The organism is Rhodohalobacter sp. SW132 (assembly GCF_003390325.1).
Classification (GTDB): domain Bacteria; phylum Bacteroidota; class Rhodothermia; order Balneolales; family Balneolaceae; genus SW132.
On the sequence record NZ_QUOK01000006.1, the window covers coordinates 167,099 to 183,038 of the forward strand.

A 15,940-nucleotide genomic window follows, 5' to 3' on the forward strand; every position below is an offset into this window, starting at 1 on the left:
CCTAAATTAAATTAATCAACTAGATTTGTGAATCGATCCGCGGCCGGGCTACTTTTCTTATTGATGTTTTTCTACTCTCAGAGCCTCTATGCACAAAGTGGAAGCCTGGAGCCCATTCCAAATGTGTACCTGGATTGTAGTTCCTGTGATGTTACCTACATCCGTTCCAACGTTACGTTTGTAAATTATGTACGTGATCAATCAGACGCTTCTATTTATCTGAACATTACGGATCAGCGTACCGGTGGTGGCGGCCGCGAATACACACTTGTTTTTTCTGAAATTGGTGTGCCTGAAGGACGGGTTGATACCCTCCGTTACACTTCACCAAGTTCCGATAGCAGTGATGAGCGAAGAATCGGGCTGAATCGCTACATAAAAATTGGCCTGGTCCCATATGTCAGCCAGACGGTTGCTATGCGTGCACTTGATATTTTCTATGAAGCCCCTGAAACCGATGAGGACGAGGAAGAGATTGATGATCCATGGGATAACTGGATTTTTGATTTGAACCTGCGCTCAAATTTAAGTGGTCAGGATACGGAGACTAATTTCGGTCTCTACAGCGGATTTGAAGCCGAACGTACGACACATGACTGGAAAATCAGGGCTCGGATGCGTGGAGAAATTCGCCGCCGAACGGTTGAGCTTACAAACCGAACACTTAATGTAAATCGCGACTGGGGTGATTACTGGGGAATGGTCGGGTACAGCCTGACAAGCCATTCCACCGTGGCTCTTTTCTCTTATGTAGGATTTAACCGAACCAATAATATTGCGCTGCGTACCTACCTGGCGCCCGCTATTGAGTATAATTTCTTTCCTTACGATGAATTTCAGCAGCGGCGTTTTATTGTTCAATACCAGGTAACCCCAACCTACCGCAGATACTACAACACAACTATTTTCCTGCAGGATTCAGAACTTATTATGTCGCAGGAACTCTCTACCCGTCTGCGCTACGATCAGCGATGGGGACGTATTGATATCCGGCTGTCGGGTATGCACTTTTTTCATGACTCCAGTATCAACCGTTTTGAAGTGAATCCATCCTTCAACATTCGAATAATTCGCGGGCTATCTGTCAGCCTTTCTGGCCGGTACCGAATCATCAACGACCAGTTATCGCTCGAACTGCCTACAGATGTTGACCCCAACGATCCCGAATCCATCATCCGCGGTGTTCAGCGCCCCACTTCTTTTGATTATTCAATCTCATTTGGCTTATCGTACACTTTCGGTTCCATTTACAACAATATTGTGAACCCAAGGTTTTAAGGCCGGTTCATTTTATTTACTGAGTCACATTCGAAGAGAATCCTGTCCAAAACTTTTAGAAAATGTGATCAAATATCTTCGTTTCTGTTCATTCGGAATAGATATTTTTATAGATCATAAATCGATCCCCTGCTTTTTTATCGCAGAGTTACGGGGATGAATTCGCTGATTCCCGAAGATTTTCTGCGCATTTCGGCAATAAACTCAGCGATAATCTGAGAAAAGAAGAACAGATCGTATTCAGGGTTTCAAACTTCTTTCAAATTCATTTATCGTTTTGGACAACTGAAAACTGTCACCTATAAATCCAACCTATCCTTCAATAACTCAGAATAATCCGGTCAGATATACAATCGCAAAGAACGCTATTTTTATTTGAGATGAGTAAATCCCATCACACATAAGCATTCAGTACAAAAAAGATCACCACTCCGGTTATGGAAACATACAGCCATATCGGAAATGTCCACCTGGATACTTTCCTGTGGGTTTTAAATTTACCGGAAAACGCAAAATAGTAGCTGGTTAACACGAGCGGCACGACAAAAGCAGACAGAATGATATGCGTTATGAGTATTGTGAAATAGACCGGCCGAATCCAGCCTTCCCCTGGAAATGGAGTGTGACCCACAAAATTGTGATACACCAGGTAGCTTATCAAAAAAAGTGCTGATGTAACAAAAGCAGTGAGCATCAGCTTCATGTGAGTGATATATTTTTTCTTTTTTATCGCTACAAAACCAGCAATAATAAACGCCGTACTTGCACTATTGAGCAGTGCATTGAGCGCAGGAAGCTGATCAACCCAGCCCGCTGTAGTTTCGGCAGCCTCTTTGAAATAGAGCAGCCAGATCAAGAACAGAAAAGCTGCTGCACTGATAAAAAGAATTAAACCGATCGCCTTTGCAATGCTTACCTCTTTCAGAAACTGAACGGTAATTTTTTCATCGAGAGATTTTTCCATGCTTACAGTAGATGTGATGATATAATTAAATTTGACGCACAAAATTACAGATTTGCGGAGTTCCTTACCTAATAAAAACCAAGATAAAAACTTTTTACGTCGGCCTTTAAAGATACAAGAACATACGCCGATACATTCCCCATGCATGTAACTACCTAACATGCAGTAATTTTTGTTTTTACTTTCACATTAAAGGAATGCTTGCAATTTCTAAATTAGAAAGTTGAGCTTTTTTTAGGCATTTATATCATTAGGATGCTATCTTAGTCCACCTAAAATGGAGCGCATCCCTCTTTTAATGGGCTTCTTATTTAGAACGATTTTAAATACGATTGGCCTGCCGACTTTGGTATGTTCATTTCGATATTTTCGGTACTTTCTGTCCAACTTAACGTAGGGCAGGTTTACTAATAAATAACAGGTAATACTTATAACCTTTTATGGCTCAGATTTTCCCAAAGTGGACAAATGAAGCTCCACGCAGAATTCTTATCGGCACAATTATCCTTTTAAATGCAATCGTATTCGGGGTATGGTACTTTTTCTCTCCCGAATTTACCCAGGTTGGTTACGCTCCGGAACAACCCGTTCCCTTCAGCCACCAGGTGCACGCAGGTCAGCTCGGGCTTGATTGCCAATACTGCCACACGCAGGTAACTGAATCTAAATATGCTAACATACCTGCAACACAAACCTGTATGAACTGTCACAACCAGATTCAAACCGACAGTGACGATCTTGCCCTTGTACGCGATAGCTGGGAAACCGGCGACCCTATTGAATGGGTTCGTGTACATATGCTCCCCGACTATGCTTATTTCAACCATGCCGCTCACGTGAATGTGGGTGTTGGTTGCGAATCGTGTCACGGACGAGTGGACAGAATGGAAATAGTATACCAGGCTGAGCCACTCAGTATGGGCTGGTGTCTGGATTGCCACCGCGAACCTGAAAAACATGTGCGCCCCGTTGAGGAGGTTACCACCATGGGTTACCAGGTTGAAGACCAGCTTGATGTTGGCCGCGATCTTGTTGCCAAACAGAATATTAAAGCGCCAACGTATTGTCAGGCATGCCACTTCTGACACATCTCAATGGCAATGATCGAATCTACGTACGTTTTTCAATTTAATTTTTCCACAGAGAATGAGTGATCAACAAACCAAAGAAAACACTTACTGGAAAAGCCTCAACGAACTCGCAAAGAATAAGGAATACAAAAAGTATGCTGAACGCGAGTTTCCTGAAGATGCATCTGAATTAACCGACCAGGTTTCACGGAGAAGTTTTCTGCGGGTAATGGGCGCTTCCATCGCACTGGCCGGTTTTGCATCCTGCCGGAAACCGGTTCAAAAAATTCTTCCATATTCACAACAGCCTGAAGACAAAGTTCTGGGTGTTCCTGATTTTTACGCTACAAGTATGCCATTTCAGGACGCCGTTACCGGTCTGCTGGTGACCAATAATGAAGGGCGTCCCACAAAACTCGAAGGAAACGAAGATCATCCTTCAAGCCGTGGGAAAACAAGTATTTACCATCAGGCTGAACTGCTGGGAATGTATGATCCCGACAGGTCACGCTCCCCGCGCCATAACGATCAGTCAACTGATTTTGATGCATTTGTTACTTTTGCCGAATCACATTTTGAAGATACCGGCCGAAATATTCTTTTTATCAGCGAAGCCAATTCTTCACCTACCTATAACAGGTTGAAGAGTAATGCTCTTGACCGATTTCCAAACGCCCGGTGGGTCACCTATGAAGCATTTGGTGATAACAACCGCGTGGAAGGTGCTCAACTTGCATTCGGGCAGCGCCTTCGTACGGTAAACCATTTTGATGAAGCTGATCTTGTTGTTTCGTTTGATGATGATTTTATGACCCCATCGGAGGACAAAAACAGCGTAGAAAATGCGCGCCGCCTCACCATGGGCAGGAATGTACGAAGTACGGATGATGAGATGTCACGTCTCTACTCCATTGAAAACTCTTACACGATCACCGGTTCATATGCCGATCACAGACTTCGACTGAAGACTTCTGAAGTTGAGGCGATGATTTATGCACTGGCTGCACGTCTCTCGAATGACCTTTCCATACTTTCAGGTTATGCCGGCCACACAAATCAACTCAGCGGACACGAGTGGATTGATGTGCTTGCAGGTGAACTCCTGTCAAACCGGGGCTCATCTATCGTAACTGCCGGCGCCAGCCATAAACCAGCTGTACACGCAACAGTTGCCGCCATCAACCAGGCACTTGATAATACCGGGGAAACGGTAACCTACCACAGAGTTCCGTTTCAGGAATCTGAAAATTCACAAACCGCATTTGCCGAGGCTGTATCCGAAGCTTCTGCAGGTGTATACGATAGTGTAGTCATTATTGGAGCAAACCCGGTTTTCACTGCGCCCGCAGACCTACAGTTTGAAGAAGCTCTTGCAAATATCGATACCAAAATTCATCTCTCTAATTATATAGATGAGACATCCCGCCTCTGCGACTGGCATATCAACCGGGCTCATTTTCTTGAAGCCTGGGGTGATGGATTTTCTTACACAGGTGAGCGATCGATTATTCAGCCACAGATACTTCCTCTATTCAATGGTGTGAGTGAAATTGAATTTTTACACACCATTATTAACGGAGAAAGCGGGTCCGGATATGATCTCGTTCAGGAAACCTGGCAAGAGTATTCGAACGGCAACTTCACCCACTATTGGGAGCAGGTTCTCCACGATGGAATTGAAGAGGGAACCGGATTTGAATCGGCATCTGTTGCTCTGCAAGGTAATTTTGTATCTGAATTTGAAGCTGATCTTGAGATTTCCTCCCAGAATGATATTGAAATCACATTAAAAGCAGACCCGACAATTTTCGACGGTCGATACGCCAATAACAGCTGGCTGCAGGAACTGCCTGATCCGATGACGAAAATCACCTGGGACAACGTGGCACTGATGAGTCCTGCCACGGCAGAATCGATTGGTATCAGCCCTGAAAGAAGTTTTCGCAGCAATGATGTACCTGTTGTTCGAATATCTGCAGCCGGTGAAACCATCGAAATTGCCGCCTGGATTCAGCCCGGCCATGCGGATAACTCCATTACACTTTATACCGGTTATGGAAGACAAAATATTGGGCGTGTAGCCGACGGTGTGGGTGTGAATACCTACCCTCTCCGAACAACCGACGCAATGCTTTACCGAAATGCAGAAGTTGAAGCTACCGGTCAGAAGTATGAAGTAGCCTGTGTGCAGGATCATCACAATCTCGAAGGCAGAGATATGGTACGGTCCGCTTCGCTCGAAGAGTACCGGGAGAATCCTGAATTCTCATCTTTCGAAAGTTTCCATGGGTTTGAAGTTCCCGGGATGAAAGAAGCCCGTGCTAAAGGAGACGACAGAGGACCTATATCTCTTTTTACAGAACAATATGGCCCTGATCACCAGCCTCAATGGGGCATGGCTATTGATCTGAATGCATGTTTTGGCTGCGGAGTTTGCACCATTGCCTGTCAGGCAGAGAACAACATTCCCGTGGTAGGTAAGCGGGAAGTCGGCCGAAGACGTGCCATGCACTGGATCAGAACGGACCGTTATTTTGAAGGTGACCGGGATAATCCAAAAGTGTATCATCAGCCCGTTCCATGTATGCATTGCGAACTTGCGCCATGTGAAGAAGTGTGCCCGGTAGCAGCAACAGTTCACAGTGAAGATGGGATGAACCAGATGACCTATAACCGCTGTATCGGAACCCGGTACTGTGCTAACAACTGTCCGTTTAAAGTTCGCCGATTTAACTTTTTCAACTACACTAAAGAATATTTAACCACCGGCGACGATCCCGAAGTGATCCAAATGGCTATGAACCCCGAAGTTACAATCCGTTTCCGCGGAGTGATGGAGAAATGCAGTTACTGCGTACAGCGGGTTAACCGGGCCAAAATCAATTCAAGAATCAATACCGGATCAAGAAAGCCCGCCGATGGCACTGTCAAAACGGCTTGCCAGCAGGCATGCCCTTCTGATGCCATTAGTTTTGGCGACCTGACAGATCGTGAAAGCGTTGTATCTCAAAACAAAATGAACGAGCGTAACTACGTGATGCTCGAAGAGATAAACGTACGCCCGCGGACCTCCTATTTAGGAAAATTGCATAACACAAATTCTGAATTAGCCTAATTCAAAACGTTATATTAATCGCAACGAATACAACATGAGCAAAACGTACGAATACGTTCCTGAACCGGCTTTGGTGAAGGGGAATCACGATTTTAGCAGTATCACCTCCCTCATCACGGATATTAACATGAGACCCACGCCCCCGCTTTGGTATGTGGCGTTCGGTCTCTCGAATATCCTGTTGTTTGTCCTGTTATTTGCAATCGCCTACCTGATCTGGGAAGGAACCGGTATTTGGGGATTGAATCAGCCTGTTGGATGGGGTTGGGCCATCATTAACTTTGTATGGTGGGTAGGTATTGGTCACGCCGGAACCCTGATCTCAGCGATCCTGTTTCTGTTTCGCCAGGGATGGAGAACGGCAATTAACCGTTTTGCGGAAGCGATGACAATTTTTGCCGTTATGTGTGCCGGTATCTTTCCGGCAATTCACGTTGGCCGTATTTGGGTGATCTACTGGGTGTTTCCGGTTCCTAACTCCATGGCAATGTGGCCTAACTTTAACTCTCCCCTGCTTTGGGATGTATTTGCAGTATCAACCTATTTTACCGTATCCCTTCTGTTCTGGTATGTAGGTCTCGTTCCGGATCTCGCAACTCTGCGTGACCGGGTGAAAAGTAAATTCGGGAAAATAATTTACGGTATCGGCGCACTTGGATGGAGAGGAAGTAACCGCCACTGGTGGAATTACGAGAAATCGTATATGATCCTTGCCGGCCTTGCCACACCGCTTGTTCTCTCAGTACACACCATTGTTTCTTTTGACTTTGCCGTCTCCATCATTCCAGGCTGGCATACAACCATTTTCCCTCCGTACTTTGTTGCCGGTGCGGTTTTCTCAGGATTTGCCATGGTGCTTACCCTGATGATCATCTGCCGTAAAATTTACGGCCTTGAAGATGTGATGACGGATGACCACATCGAAAAAATGAACCTTATTATTCTTGTTACCGGTTCGATGGTTGGCTTTGCTTACATTATGGAGTTCTTCATCGCCTGGTATGGACAAGTTGAATATGAAAAAGCGATCTTTATTATCCGGGCTACAGGGCCATATGCGTGGGCATACTGGATTATGATTGCCTGTAACGTACTATCCCCACAGTTTTTCTGGTCTAAGAAATTAAGACGAAATGTTACGTTCACGTTTATTATCTCTATTATTGTAAATATAGGAATGTGGTTCGAACGGTTTGTAATTACCGTTACATCGCTTTCAACTGATTATCTCCCCTCATCCTGGGGCTATTACTCCCCAACCATCTGGGACGTACTGACCTATGTTGGTACATTTGGACTCTTTTTTACCAACTTCCTGCTTTTTCTCCGGTTCCTCCCTATGGTTGCTGTTGCTGAACTAAAAGGGGCTATGCCGGAAGCAGATCCGCACAATTACGATTCTGAAACCGGTGATTATGCACCAAAACAGATTGAGATTCCTGAACCCAATAAAGAATCCGTATAGATATGAGTACTGAATCTTCAAATGACAATGAAAAAGTATATGGTATCCTGGCTGAGGTCAGAAATCCAAAAGAATTGATCGATATCGCCCGTACCGTGAACAAAAGCGGCTACAAAAAATTCGATACCTTCAGCCCGTTTCCAATACACGGCATGGACAAGGCTATGAGCCTTCCAAAGTCTAAACTCGGCTGGATTGTATTTGGTCACGGCATTGTCGGGTTTACAGGTGCTTTTGCCATGATCTACTACATGATGGTTGTTGATTACCCACTGATCATTGGAGGGAAGCCTCTTCTTAACATTCCGGCCTGGATCCCGGTAATATTTGAACTTACCATATTACTTTCAGCTTTTGGTGCTGTATTTGGCATGTTTTTCCTGAACGGCCTCCCCAAGCTAAATCATCCGCTATTTACATCTGAAAACTTTAAAAAAGCCACCGATGACGGCTTTTTTATCTGCATTGAGGCTGACGATCCTCAATTTGAACCTGAAAAAGTAAGTAAATTGCTTGCTGATGCCGGAGCCACCAATATCGAAGAGATCCGTGATGACTCTTGATTTAAACCGATTATTTTTACTAAGAAGACCTTTTTAAAATTATGAGATTGTCAATTACACATATCGCATCGCTTGTTCTTTTGTCGTTGCTGCTTATGGCATGCCGGGGACAAACAACGGATAAGCCCCCTATCAGCCCGCAACAAAACATGCAGTTTCAGGAGCGGTTTAATGCCCAGCAGGAAAATCCTTTTTTTGAAAATAATATGGCCATGCGTCCGCCGGTTGAAGGAACGGTTTCACGCGGAGGATTACGCCATGATACGGCCCTGTTCGAAGGTGTGAACGAAAACGGCGATTATGTTACCGAAAACCCGATGGATGTCACTCGATCGTTCATGTATCGCGGTAAAGATCGGTATGATATTTTTTGCGCCACGTGCCACGGTGCCACCGGGGACGGTCAGGGAATCATCATGACTGGCCAGTATGGATATGTACCTGCCCCCACTTTTCATCGAAGTGCAAGTTATGAAATGACCGACGGTGAAATTTACTCTGCCATCGCGAACGGTATTCGGAACATGCCGGCATATAACACTCAAATTAAAGTAGAAGACCGATGGGCAATTGTGGCCTATATTCGCGCACTGCAGCGCAGCCAGAACGTACCTCTCGATGAAATTGAAGAGTATGATGTCGATATTGCCCAGCTTCAGGCTGAATACGAAGAAGAAAGAGCCCGCCAGGAAGCTCGGGCTGAAGCTGCTGCGGCTGCTGCAGGTGAAGAAGAAGTTTCAGCAGAACGAGGTGAGCGACACTACACCGCCTATGCCTGCCATACCTGCCACTCCCTTGATGGCACAGACCTCGTAGGTCCCACATTTGCAGGACTTTATAACAGTGAAAGAAATTTAGAAGATGGTACATCAGTAGTAGCTGATGAAGAATATCTCATAGAATCAATTGTATACCCAAGTGAAAAAATAGTTGAAGGCTACAACGACGTAATGCCGGCCTACGACTATCTCTCAGAAAGTGAACTGCAGTCGCTTGTGGAATTTATTAAAGCACAATCAGATAACTAAAGAACAGCGAAAGACCTTATTCAATGGCTTCAAACAGTCCAAAATTAACAGATTCTGTTCAGCTACCGGCCCAGGTAGATCTCACAAAAACCTTTTACGGTTTAGGTGTTGTGGGATTAATTGCAAGCGGTGTCGGCTATTTTCTGAACTCAGAGCAGTTTTTCTACTCCTATCTGACCAGCTATTCCTTTTTTACCAGTATTGCACTGGCCTCCATGATTTTGGTGATGATACATCATATCACAAAATCCTCCTGGGGAACCGTTATCCGAAGAATACCTGAGGTTTTTTCAGCCAATATCTGGATTTGGGGGATTTTCTTTATTCCTATTTTACTTGGTATGTCCAGCCTTTACCAGTGGACAAATACGGAGTATGTATTGGACGACCCGATTATGCTGGGCAAAGTACCATATCTGAATGAACCATTCTTTGTTATTCGCCAGATTATTTACTTCGGGGTTTGGGGCTATTTTGGATACAGACTACACAAAGTTTCAGTTGAGATGGACCGAACGAATGACTGGGGACTGACCGTTCTACTCAGAAAAATCAGTGCACCCGGAATTCTCATTTTTTCACTAACCCTGGCCTTTGCAAGTTTCGACTGGCTGATGTCTCTCGATGCTCACTGGTTCTCAACCATGTTTCCGGTTTACTTCTTTGCGATGAGTTTCCAGGCGCTGTTTCCGGTACTTATCCTGTTTGTATTTTGGATGCATAAAAATGGGATTCTTAAAAACACGGTCACTCAGGCGCATATATATGATCTTGGCGCATGGTTCTTTGGATTTACCGTATTCTATGCATATATCGCATTCTGTCAGTTTCTTCTGCAATACTACGCCAATATTCCTGAAGAAACCCTCTGGTTCTATTTCAGACTTGAAGGAAGCTGGGCATATATCACATACAGTTTGATAATATGCCGGTTCCTCATTCCGTTTGTACTACTGTTGAACCGGGACCGAAAACACAATAAAAAATTGCTAATATTTACTTCCGTGCTGATCATTGTCATGCATTTAATTGAAATGCACTGGATTGTAATGCCGGTTCTGCATGCCAGCGGCATCTCCATTAGCTGGCTCGATATTACCACACTGATCGGATTAGGCGGAATTTTCATGGGGCTCTTTTTCAGCACGTTGAAAAAAAATAACATCGTACCGGTGAACGACCCCACACTGCCGGAATCGTTAAATAAGCACTATCACCAATAACTTTTTGATTTTTAGATAACTCCCATGAGTACAGATCCAAAAGAACTTAGAGCTGAAGAGAAGACAAGAATTCTTGAAGAAGCATTAGATGGCGATAAGGAGCATGTTAAAGAAGTTGCTGAAAAGTACGATCTGGATGTTGAACTTCTCGAAACATGGATACGTGAAAAAGATGTAACATATGTTGAGCCCAAAAAAGATCACGTAGAAGACCAGGAGAATGTAGATTTACAGGTTACAAAAGAGTTCGCAGACGATTACGAATTCGGAGCTACACCTGATAATCTGAATTATCGTACACTTTTCTTTTGGTCGGCTTTTGGAACTACTGTTATAGTGTTGTTCATCGTAGCTATATTTTTTGTTTATGAATATACATACCAGGGTATGGGCCAGCAAAGTGCTGATCGAAGCCACTTTTATGAAATTGAGCAACAACGAGAACAAGATAGTGCCCATTTGAACTCTTTTGGAGTAGTTGACCTTGATGAAAATATCTATCGCATACCTATAGACAGTGCGATTACACGTTTAGCTCAGGATACTGAATAGAAGTAAAATATTATGAAACACACACTGAACCTGATCATTGTGGTTTCAGTGTTTTTTGTTGCAGATTTGGCCTATGGTCAGCTCAACAGAGAAAAACCGGCAATACTTGAAGATGTTGGTGTTGAAGAAAAACTGGGAGATTACATCCCAATGGATCTTACATTCGCCACTTCTGAAGGCGATTCCGTAACCATCGCAGAGTTAATGGAAGATGGCAAACCGGTTTTACTGAACCCACTTTATTACGACTGCCCTACTTTATGCGGTATCGTACTCGATGCGGTATTTAACGTAGTACACGATCTCGCATGGAGTCCCGGGAGTGAGTACACCATTATTTCATATAGTATCGATCCTAAAGAAACCTCTGAACTTGCTGCCGAGTCAAAAGCTGAAATTATGGCTGACCTCGAACGCAGAGGTGCAGATGAAGGATGGCACTTTTTAACCGGGTCTGAAGAAGCCATTACTGCACTTTCAGAAGCAGTTGGTTTTAAATACAAATATGATGAAAAGACAGGTGAATACCTTCACCTGGCAAGTATTATGATGATAAGCCCTGAAGGTAAAATTACCCGTTACCTTTACGGACTGAACATGAGTGAATTTGATCTTCGGAACGCGCTCTACGAAGCTGCCGACGGAAAGATCGGTTCTACCCTCGAAAGAGCTGTTTTATACTGTTTTACCTACGATCCATCCTCGCAAAGTTATGTGCCCGTTGCGGTCAACATAATGAAACTTGGCGGCTTGGCTACCATGCTGATTCTGGGTATATTTCTAACTATTTTATGGAGGCGCAACAGCGGTTCTTCACAACCACCTAAAATTGAATTTCAGAAATGAATAGACTTACCGAATTCATGCTCCCACCGGCCCGGAGTACCATGGCCGGGGAAACGGATGCATTGTTTCATTTCATAAATGTTACCAGCATCATTCTCCTAACCGGTATCACCATTGCGATTATCTATTTCTCCTGGAAATATCGCAGAAGGTCCGATGATGATGTAACGCCGGTTATCACCCACAATAGTAAACTTGAAATTACCTGGTCCGTCATTCCCCTTATTTTGGTAATGATCGTCTTTGGATGGGGATTCACCGGGTACATGAATCTCACCACAGCTCCCGATGATGCCTACGAAATTCGTGTTGTTGGAAAGAGCTGGTTATGGGAATTTCATTATGATAACGGTGCAGTAAGTATTAATGAGCTCAACGCTCCTGTTAACCGCCCGGTAAAACTTGTGATGAACTCCGATGATGTCATTCACTCCTTTTTCATACCGGATTTCAGAATCAAGCGTGATGTACTGCCAAACCGCTATACCAGCGTGTGGTTTGAAGCCACTGAGATAGGTGAGTCTATTATTTTCTGCACTGAATACTGCGGAACCCAGCACTCCAACATGGACGCCACTGTAAATATTCTAACCCAGGAAGAGTTTGACACCTGGCTTGAAGAAGGTGACTCAATCGATGAAGATATGCCGCCCGCTGAGCGTGGTGAAGCTCTTGTTACACGTAATGGATGTACAGCATGCCACTCTGCTGACGGTACAAGCGGAGTTGGCCCTTCTTTCGAGGGACTCTGGATGAGTGACCGAACCATGCAGGACGGGGAAGTAATTACAGCTGATGAAAATTACATCCGTGAAAGTATCCTTGAACCAAATGAAAAAATTACAGAAGGCTACGACCCGGTGATGCCTTCCTACCAGGGAGTCATCAGTGATCGCCAGATCGACGATATTATTGAGTATATCAAATCATTAGAATAAGAATATGCCTAAATCTGAAACACCTCAAAACATAGTTAAGATTAATGTCAAGCGGTTCAAGCCGGAAGAAAATCCGGAGCACCACTACCTGAATGCCGAAAAAGGTATCTGGGCATGGCTAACCACTGTTGACCATAAGAAAATAGGGCTGATGTATCTTGGATCCATCACCTTTTTCTTTTTGATTGGCGGTATCCTGGCACTCCTCCTTCGTACAGAATTGTTAACGCCTGCCCGGTCTTTTATGGATGCAGACGTCTACAACCAGATTTTTACTCTGCACGGGGCAATTATGATTTTCTTCTTCCTTGTGCCGTCTGTACCGGCAGCGCTCGGAAACTTTATTCTGCCGTTGCAGCTTGGAGCAAAAGATGTAGCCTTCCCCAGGCTTAACCTCGCAAGTTTCTATATCTATGCTATTGGTGCCATATTTACACTGATCGCGATTTTTACCGGTGGTGTGGATACCGGCTGGACGTTCTACACTCCCTTCAGCATCGAAACCGGCGGAAATATCATCATGATGACGCTGGGAATTTTTATACTTGGATTCTCGAGTATATTAACCGGTGTTAACTTTATTGTTACCATTCATAAGATGCGCGCACCGGGGATGACCTGGAACAAACTGCCGCTGATGATGTGGGCACTTTACGCGACCAGTATTATTCAGATTCTTGCAACTCCTGTGCTTGCCATCACCGTTCTCTTGCTTACAATGGAGAGGGCTCTCGGAATTGGAATTTTTGACCCGGCCATGGGTGGTGATCCGGTTCTGTTCCAGCACTTTTTCTGGTTTTATTCACACCCTGCCGTATATATTATGATTGTTCCCGGCTTCGGTGTGATATCTGAAGTTATATCCACTTTTTCCCGGAAAACGATTTTTGGATACTGGGCTATTGCACTCTCATCACTGGCAATTGCATTTATCGGTTTCCTGGTTTGGGGCCATCACATGTTCACAGCCGGTCAATCTTCCCTGGCAAACATGGTGTTCTCATTCCTCACATTCCTGGTAGGTATACCAACCGGTATTAAGATCTTCAACTGGCTTGCCACAATGTATAAGGGGTCAATCGATATGAAAACCCCGATGCTCTACGCCATGGTCTTCCTCTTCCTCTTTACGATTGGAGGATTTACAGGAATCATGCTGGGTGCACTGGTTGTAGACATTCACCTTCACGATACATATTACGTTGTCGCCCACTTTCACTATGTAATGATGGGTGGAATGGTTATGGCATTTCTCGCAGGCGTTCACTACTGGTGGCCCAAAATGTTCGGAAAAATGTACAGTGAGTTCTGGGGAAGGATTACATGTGTGATCATTTTTATCGGTTTCAACATGACCTTCCTCCCACAGTTTATTATGGGGGCCCAGGGAATGCCTCGCCGCTATTTCAACTACATTGATCAGTACCAGGGCTTCCACCAGTTTTCTACGATGGGATCCTACGTTTTAGGTATTGGATTTCTTATCATGGCAGCCTACTTGATTCACTCCCTGCTGAGAGGCAAAAAAGCAGGGCCGAATCCATGGGGAAGCCGTGCTCTTGAATGGCAAACACCATCGCCGGCACCGCACCATAATTTTGAGCATACTCCGGTTGTCATCAACGGACCGTATGACTATCATAAGCCAATGTCGGAATTCCAGCTTGGAATTGCACACTCTCATAACGGACACCACGACGAAGGGAAAGAAGTGGATGTTGAAACAGGAACAGCTACAGAAAAAGCTTAAACTCTAAACGTACAGATGTCTGAAACTTCTGCTGCTAATAAGACACAGGAACACGTTAAACATTATTTTGTTGATTCCGATCAACAATTCGATGCATCCAAAATGGGGATGTGGGTGTTTCTTGTAACTGAAATCCTATTTTTTGGCGGCCTTTTCGCCGCTTACATTGTCTACCGGTCGTGGTACCCCGAACTCTACCTTATGGCATCAACCGAGCTTGATGCCTTCTGGGGAACCGTGAATACCGCCGTACTGATCGGTAGTTCACTTACCGTAGCCATGGCCATACGGTCTGCCCAGCTGAACCAAATTAAAGGGCTGATTATTAATCTCTGGATTACCATTGGTCTGGCCTGTGTTTTTATGGTGATTAAGTTCTTCGAATACCAGGAGAAGTTCGCCAAAGGGATTATGCCCGGTAACTACTACAACTACGAAGGAATAGCCCACGATCAGGCAAACATTTTCTTCAGCATCTACTATATGATGACAGGCCTCCACGGAGTCCACGTCATTATCGGTATCGGTCTGATGCTCTGGCTCGTTGCTAAAGCCAAAAAAGGAGTATTCAGCAACAAATATTACACTCCTGTTGAGATCACAGGCCTCTACTGGCACCTTGTTGACGTGATCTGGATCTTCCTGTTCCCACTGTTATACTTAATTGACTAACCAACAACTTATTTTTCCATGAGCGGACATCATATATCATCAGCTAAATTTCTTTGGGGAATAGCAATCACTCTCTTTTTCCTCACGTTCGTTACGGTTGCCGTAACCTGGATCGAAATTCCCGGTCCCTGGAACGTGGTTGTAGCAGTAGCAATTGCAGTTGTAAAGTCTCTGATTGTGGTTGCCTTTTTTATGAACCTGTGGTGGGACAGCAAATTTAATACCCTGCTTTTTATCATGTCCATTGCATTTTTCATACTTCTGATCGGAATTACCCTGCTGGATACACTTTTCCGATCCGATCCGATACCCGGTTTTTAATACAACCACAAGTTTTCCTGAAAGCCGGATTCTACCAGAATCCGGCTTTTTTTATATCCCCTTCTAAACCCTATTTTACAGGAGAATGCTTACTTAAATTCTGAATTCAATTAATGTGATACTGTCCGAAAAAGGCGTCATCGAGTACTTTCCCG

14 protein-coding genes are annotated in these 15,940 nt (G+C 44.4%); 13 read left to right on the forward strand and 1 reads right to left on the reverse strand.

Annotated features, from left to right (window positions below; all coding sequences use genetic code 11):
- Window positions 1-27 precede the first annotated feature (27 nt).
- Window positions 28-1,278 (forward strand): hypothetical protein, encoded by a 1,251-nt coding sequence (locus DYD21_RS12870; protein ID WP_147303582.1) that lies wholly within the window; start codon window positions 28-30, stop codon window positions 1,276-1,278.
- 394 nt (window positions 1,279-1,672) lie between these two features.
- Here the strand turns inward: DYD21_RS12870 and DYD21_RS12875 are convergent, their stop codons facing one another.
- Window positions 1,673-2,242 (reverse strand): DUF420 domain-containing protein, encoded by a 570-nt coding sequence (locus DYD21_RS12875; protein ID WP_116037402.1) that lies wholly within the window; start codon window positions 2,240-2,242, stop codon window positions 1,673-1,675.
- A 440-nt stretch (window positions 2,243-2,682) separates the two neighbouring features.
- Here DYD21_RS12875 and DYD21_RS12880 point away from each other — a divergent pair, with 440 nt between their 5' ends.
- From DYD21_RS12880 to DYD21_RS12935, 12 genes are all read left to right on the forward strand, one after another.
- Window positions 2,683-3,327: a cytochrome c3 family protein gene (locus DYD21_RS12880; RefSeq protein WP_116037403.1), complete on the forward strand. Its 645-nt coding sequence runs from the start codon at window positions 2,683-2,685 to the stop codon at window positions 3,325-3,327.
- A 61-nt stretch (window positions 3,328-3,388) separates the two neighbouring features.
- Window positions 3,389-6,427 (forward strand): TAT-variant-translocated molybdopterin oxidoreductase, encoded by a 3,039-nt coding sequence (locus DYD21_RS12885; protein WP_116037404.1) that lies wholly within the window; start codon window positions 3,389-3,391, stop codon window positions 6,425-6,427.
- A gap of 34 nt (window positions 6,428-6,461) precedes the next feature.
- Window positions 6,462-7,892: an NrfD/PsrC family molybdoenzyme membrane anchor subunit gene (gene nrfD / locus DYD21_RS12890; protein ID WP_116037405.1), complete on the forward strand. Its 1,431-nt coding sequence runs from the start codon at window positions 6,462-6,464 to the stop codon at window positions 7,890-7,892.
- A gap of 2 nt (window positions 7,893-7,894) precedes the next feature.
- Window positions 7,895-8,455 (forward strand): DUF3341 domain-containing protein, encoded by a 561-nt coding sequence (locus tag DYD21_RS12895; RefSeq protein WP_116037406.1) that lies wholly within the window; start codon window positions 7,895-7,897, stop codon window positions 8,453-8,455.
- A 41-nt stretch (window positions 8,456-8,496) separates the two neighbouring features.
- The gene (locus DYD21_RS12900) at window positions 8,497-9,483 is read left to right on the forward strand and encodes a c-type cytochrome (protein ID WP_199535538.1); all 987 of its coding nucleotides are present in this window, start codon (window positions 8,497-8,499) and stop codon (window positions 9,481-9,483) included.
- Window positions 9,484-9,506: 23 nt separating this feature from the next.
- Window positions 9,507-10,706, forward strand: coding sequence for a hypothetical protein (locus DYD21_RS12905; protein WP_116037407.1), 1,200 nt, complete (start codon window positions 9,507-9,509; stop codon window positions 10,704-10,706).
- Between the two features lie 24 nt (window positions 10,707-10,730).
- On the forward strand, window positions 10,731-11,258 hold the full coding sequence (locus DYD21_RS12910; protein WP_116037408.1) for a helix-turn-helix domain-containing protein: 528 nt from the start codon (window positions 10,731-10,733) through the stop codon (window positions 11,256-11,258).
- Window positions 11,259-11,270: 12 nt separating this feature from the next.
- On the forward strand, window positions 11,271-12,104 hold the full coding sequence (locus DYD21_RS12915; protein ID WP_116037409.1) for an SCO family protein: 834 nt from the start codon (window positions 11,271-11,273) through the stop codon (window positions 12,102-12,104).
- Window positions 12,101-13,042 carry a cytochrome c oxidase subunit II gene (gene coxB / locus DYD21_RS12920; RefSeq protein ID WP_116037410.1) on the forward strand — a complete coding sequence of 314 codons (942 nt, stop codon included), beginning with the start codon at window positions 12,101-12,103 and terminating at the stop codon, window positions 13,040-13,042. Before DYD21_RS12915 ends, coxB begins: the two co-directional genes overlap by 4 nt.
- Before the next feature lie 4 nt (window positions 13,043-13,046).
- Complete coding sequence (gene ctaD, locus DYD21_RS12925; protein ID WP_116037411.1) at window positions 13,047-14,792, forward strand: cytochrome c oxidase subunit I; 1,746 nt, start codon at window positions 13,047-13,049, stop codon at window positions 14,790-14,792.
- 15 nt (window positions 14,793-14,807) lie between these two features.
- Window positions 14,808-15,464: a cytochrome c oxidase subunit 3 family protein gene (locus DYD21_RS12930; protein WP_116037412.1), complete on the forward strand. Its 657-nt coding sequence runs from the start codon at window positions 14,808-14,810 to the stop codon at window positions 15,462-15,464.
- 18 nt (window positions 15,465-15,482) lie between these two features.
- Complete coding sequence (locus DYD21_RS12935) at window positions 15,483-15,785, forward strand: cytochrome C oxidase subunit IV family protein (RefSeq protein WP_116037413.1); 303 nt, start codon at window positions 15,483-15,485, stop codon at window positions 15,783-15,785.
- The last annotated feature ends 155 nt before the right edge of the window (window positions 15,786-15,940 follow it).

What these genes read in the sequence shown, in the direction of transcription:
- DYD21_RS12875 (WP_116037402.1), bottom strand. Translation starts at nt 2,242, where the DNA reads ATGGAAAAATCTCTCGATGAAAAAATTACCGTTCAGTTTCTGAAAGAG.
- DYD21_RS12880 (WP_116037403.1), top strand. Translation starts at nt 2,683, where the DNA reads ATGGCTCAGATTTTCCCAAAGTGGACAAATGAAGCTCCACGCAGAATT.
- DYD21_RS12885 (WP_116037404.1), top strand. Translation starts at nt 3,389, where the DNA reads ATGAGTGATCAACAAACCAAAGAAAACACTTACTGGAAAAGCCTCAAC.
- nrfD (WP_116037405.1), top strand. Translation starts at nt 6,462, where the DNA reads ATGAGCAAAACGTACGAATACGTTCCTGAACCGGCTTTGGTGAAGGGG.
- DYD21_RS12895 (WP_116037406.1), top strand. Translation starts at nt 7,895, where the DNA reads ATGAGTACTGAATCTTCAAATGACAATGAAAAAGTATATGGTATCCTG.
- DYD21_RS12900 (WP_199535538.1), top strand. Translation starts at nt 8,497, where the DNA reads ATGAGATTGTCAATTACACATATCGCATCGCTTGTTCTTTTGTCGTTG.
- DYD21_RS12905 (WP_116037407.1), top strand. Translation starts at nt 9,507, where the DNA reads ATGGCTTCAAACAGTCCAAAATTAACAGATTCTGTTCAGCTACCGGCC.
- DYD21_RS12910 (WP_116037408.1), top strand. Translation starts at nt 10,731, where the DNA reads ATGAGTACAGATCCAAAAGAACTTAGAGCTGAAGAGAAGACAAGAATT.
- DYD21_RS12915 (WP_116037409.1), top strand. Translation starts at nt 11,271, where the DNA reads ATGAAACACACACTGAACCTGATCATTGTGGTTTCAGTGTTTTTTGTT.
- coxB (WP_116037410.1), top strand. Translation starts at nt 12,101, where the DNA reads ATGAATAGACTTACCGAATTCATGCTCCCACCGGCCCGGAGTACCATG.
- ctaD (WP_116037411.1), top strand. Translation starts at nt 13,047, where the DNA reads ATGCCTAAATCTGAAACACCTCAAAACATAGTTAAGATTAATGTCAAG.
- DYD21_RS12930 (WP_116037412.1), top strand. Translation starts at nt 14,808, where the DNA reads ATGTCTGAAACTTCTGCTGCTAATAAGACACAGGAACACGTTAAACAT.
- DYD21_RS12935 (WP_116037413.1), top strand. Translation starts at nt 15,483, where the DNA reads ATGAGCGGACATCATATATCATCAGCTAAATTTCTTTGGGGAATAGCA.